The 4280-nt window shown below is 56.2% G+C and carries 2 protein-coding genes; one reads left to right on the plus strand and one right to left on the minus strand.

Annotated features, from left to right (window positions below; genetic code table 11):
• Positions 1 to 83: 83 nt before the first annotated feature.
• A complete protein-coding gene (locus FMZ75_RS20765; protein ID WP_166146116.1) occupies positions 84 to 2867 on the minus strand; it encodes an efflux RND transporter permease subunit in 2784 nt (927 codons plus the stop codon).
• Positions 2868 to 3486: 619 nt separating this feature from the next.
• On the opposite strand from FMZ75_RS20765, the gene FMZ75_RS20770 reads away from it, so the two are divergent.
• Positions 3487 to 4185 (plus strand): AraC family transcriptional regulator, encoded by a 699-nt coding sequence (locus tag FMZ75_RS20770; protein ID WP_166146119.1) that lies wholly within the window; start codon positions 3487 to 3489, stop codon positions 4183 to 4185.
• Positions 4186 to 4280 lie beyond the last annotated feature (95 nt).

The following is a 4280-nucleotide window of genomic DNA, read 5'->3' on the forward strand; positions in this document are numbered from 1 at the left end:
TGGGCGATGATCTGCGGCGGGAAGCGATGGCGCTTGTAGCTCACGGGTGATTGTTTCATGGCGGGAAGATCGCCCGTGTCGGCTTACCCGCGCGTTAATGTGACAACGCCAAACGGATCGCCCCAGCTCTGAAAATTGACGACCATCAGTAGGTAGACGAACACCATCGACGCCAGTAGGCCGAGTCCGATGCGAGCGAAGGCGTGGTCCTTGCTGTCGATCTGGCCACGAATGACGATACGGTTTCCGGGTGCTAGACGAGGCTGTAATTCGGCGATGATTTTCTGGATATCGGCTTGTATGCTCCCCAGATCGCGATCTTGCAGATTTGCGAAAATGTCATAGCTCTGCTGAGTGTTGGAGTGGTTGGCGACGGTTTGTTCGATGCCGCGCCGCCAATCGGTGACATTGGCCAGAAGATCAACGCGTCCGCTCGCTACGCCTCCCGATTGCGAGATCGGCGTGTTGGTGAGTGCGTTGAGCGAGGCCAAGCGATATTCCGGCGTTTGTACAGCGAGCTGATAAGGGACTCCTGATTTTGGATCCGGCCAGAAATTTGGCGCGACCTGAAAGGACGAACTCAAGGAGACATTGACGTTGTTGGCGACTTGTTGCTCGCTGACCCCGAGCTGCTGCGCACGCCAGCGGTCGATCTCGACAAAAAACTCTGGCGCGTCGAGAATTTGATGAATATGGGCGTCGACGACGCCTTTAACTTTCTTGAGCCGATCCAGAAGCTCGCGCGCGACGATCCGGTTCTGCTTCGCATCCGAGCCGAGCACGCGAACAGCGATAGGCGCAGGAAGTCCGAAATTGAGGATTTGCGTGACAATGTCGGACGGCTGGAAATAGAAGGTCGCATCTGGAAACCGCTCGGCCAATACGTGGCGTAGCCGCTTCATGTAATGGATGGTAGGAGCGTGATCTTCGGCAAGGGAGATCATGACCTGGCCGTCGTTCAGAGCGACCGTCGTGCCGTCGCCGAAGGCGAGACTATAATTGAGCTGCGGCAGTCCGATATTGTCGAGGATGAGGGCGCGATCACGCTCTGGGATAACTTCCCGGATGACATCCTCGACTTGCTGAAAGAGACGTTCCGTATCCTCGATACGTAATCCCGACCTCGCGCGCACGTGCAACGTCATCTGTCCTGAGTCGATCTGCGGATAATAGTCCTCGCCGACGAATACGAGCAGGATCGCGGTGGACACGAAAAGGGTGAACACGAATGTGAAGGTACGGCTTTTCCGATGCAAGATGGACTTCAGCAGCAATCCGTATCGTCCGCGGACACGCTCGAAAGAATGGTCGAACTGCTGCCTTGCGTCTGCCAGAAGCCGAAATGAGCCCTTTGCGGCCGAGGTGGCGTCTTGATCTGCTCCGAGCTTCTCTCTCGCCAGAAGCTCGTCCATCAGGATCGGCACGAGAGTCCGCGAGATGAGATAGGAGGCCAGCATCGCAAAAACTACAGCTAGCGCTTGTGGGGTGAAGAGATAGCGCGCGACATCGGTGAGAAAGACTACCGATACGAAAGCCGCGCAGATCGCCAGAGTCGACACCAAGGCCGGCTTGGCTATCCCGGCGGCGCCTTCGACGACTGCATGGCGAAAGTCTCGCCCCTGTTCGAGCAATCGATAGGTGTTCTCGATTGCGACAGTAGCGTCGTCGACAAGTATGCCGACCGCGAGTGCGAGGCCCCCGAGCGTCATGATGTTGATCGTCTGTCCAAGCGCCGCCAGAATCGCGAGAGAAGACAGGATCGACAGCGGGATCGAGACGATAACGATCAGAGTCGATCGCCACGAACCTAGGAAGAGTAAGATCATCAACCCAGTGAGAGCTGCCGCTATGACACCTTCGCGGAGGACGTCGGATATCGCATGCGAAACGAAAACAGATTGATCGAAAAGCTCGTCGATCTTGGTGTCATTCGGAATCGAGGACCGCAGTTGCGCTATTGCTCCCTTCACATGCCGAACCACGTCGAGCGTCGAGGCGTTGCCGTTCTTGAGCACGGTGAGTAGGACAGATCGCGAGCCGTCGACGCGGACAATGTTTTGCTGCGGGAGGCTACCGTCGCGCACATGGGCGACGTCGCGCAGCAAGATTGGAGCGTCGCCGACGTATCTGATGGGGACGTTGTTGAGGGCATCCACGGCATCAGGCGAGGAATTGAGCCTGACGACATATTGGAGGGATCCCAGTTTCGCGAGGCCTGACGGAACCGTCACATTCTGTGCGGTGATCGAGTTGACGACGTCGAGTGCTGTCAGCCCTCTCGCCTGAAGCATCTCCATGTCGAGATCGACCATGATCTGGCGTTGCTTTCCGCCCCAGGGTGGCGGCAATGTTACGCCGGGCGTCGTGGTCAGAGCTTGACGCACGCGATAGAAGCCCATGTCGAACAATTGCTGCTCGCTCTGGGTCTTGCTCAAGAGAGCAAGTTGGATGACCGGAACCTGTGAAGCGGAATATTTTAGAACATAAGGGGGATTCATTCCTGGCGGCATCAGTGCGCGTATGGCGTTCGAAGCCGCCACGACCTGGGCGATGGCCAATTCGATATTCACGTCGGGTTGGAAATAGATTTTCTGGACAGCGACGCCTTGCAGCGTCTGGCTTTCCATGCTCTTGATACCGTTTACATTATTGGAAGTCGTGATCTCGGCGTAGGTCGTGACGCGTTTTTCCATCTCCGCTGTGGAGAGACCGGAATAGGTCCAAATCACCGTCACGACCGGAATATCGACGTTCGGAAAAATGTCCTTCGGCATCGAGACGATCGACGCGCCACCGAGAAAAGTGACGAGAAGCGCCAACACGAAAAATGTCACCCGGAATTTTAGCGCGTATTTGACCAGTTCCATGGTCGAAGCCTTTTGATCTGTCGTGCATCGAATCGCGACTGATAGGTTCAACTGCGCGCGCTGTGACGTTCGACATCGAACCGTCGAACGTCACGCCCGCGTTGGCAGTTGACAAAGGGGTAATTCAACCGCCGTCACAATTTCGGATGCTGAACGGATCAGTTGAAAATATTGCCGGGACCCTCAGGATGGAACGGATCGGCGCCAAGCCCATTACCGCCAACAGTCCCCGATCCGTTCAAATCTCTTTATGCACAGTCCGTCTGTCGGCACGGATCGTCGCCGCGCCTAGCCTTTGCAAATCCTGCGATCGACAGGAGGATTGCCGACGCAAGTATGAGGTCAACATTCGACCCGCGGTTCTGTTTGTCGGTCATTTCATTCCATCCATAGTGTTACCTTATGTGTTTGTTATATTTTTTGTATTATCATCGTAAATGATGGTAATAGCGCGTCGCTTTTGTTTATGGATAGGCTTTATATATTTTGTAATGTTTATAGTATTGCTTTTGGATGGCCGCGTTAACGCTTAGATCGAATATATGTATATGATTTATTGACGTATAGTATTGTCCATTATAAGCTTGGCGTAAATGACAAGATTCCAGCGATTTCTGCCATGACTCACCCTCTCGGTCTTCTGATTTTCCCTGGCTTTCAGTTGCTGGACGCGGCAGGGCCGCTCGCTGCGTTCGAGATCGCCGGGCGCTATGGCGAGGGCGGCTACGCGCTATCCGTGCTGGCCGTGACAGAGGGGGAGGTGAAAAGCTCGGCCGGAGTAGCCCTGAATGCCGTTGCGATTGAGCGCGCGCCGCCCCTAGATACCTTGATGTTGGCAGGCGGTGACGGCGTGCCGCAGGCTGCGATGGACCCGGCGGTACTGGCATTTGTCCGACTGATGCACAGCCGGGCTCGGCGTGTCGCTAGTGTCTGTTCGGGCACATATATCTTGGCGGAGGCAGGACTCCTGGACGGAAAGCGGGCGACGACTCATTGGAGCCGGAGCGCCGATTTCGCATCACGCTATCCGAAAGTCCGCCTCGAACCAGATCGGATCTTTATTCGCGATGGATCGGTATGGAGTTCTGCCGGGATCACGGCGGGCATCGACTTGGCTCTTGCTCTCATAGCGGAGGACCTGGGCGAACCGATCGCGCGACGCACGGCCGAGCAACTGGTGGTCTATCGTCGCCGACCGGGTGGGCAGTCACAGTTTTCTGCCTTGTTGGCGATGGAGCGACCAGAGGGGCGTTTTGGTCCCTTGCTCGCCTGGGCGCGTGAGCGGTTGGCGGAGCCTTTGAGGGCGTTGTCACATTAACGCGCGGGTAAGCCGACACGGGCGATCTTCCCGCCATGAAACAATCACCCGTGAGCTACAAGCGCCATCGCTTCCCGCCGCAGATCATCGCCCAT

Source organism: Methylosinus sp. RM1, from assembly GCF_011378635.1.
Lineage (GTDB): Bacteria > Pseudomonadota > Alphaproteobacteria > Rhizobiales > Beijerinckiaceae > Methylosinus > Methylosinus sporium.

Bases quoted from the DNA above. Each gene is read 5' to 3' on its own strand.
- FMZ75_RS20770 (WP_166146119.1), top strand. From the start codon at position 3,487: ATGACTCACCCTCTCGGTCTTCTGATTTTCCCTGGCTTTCAGTTGCTG.
- FMZ75_RS20765 (WP_166146116.1), bottom strand. From the start codon at position 2,867: ATGGAACTGGTCAAATACGCGCTAAAATTCCGGGTGACATTTTTCGTG.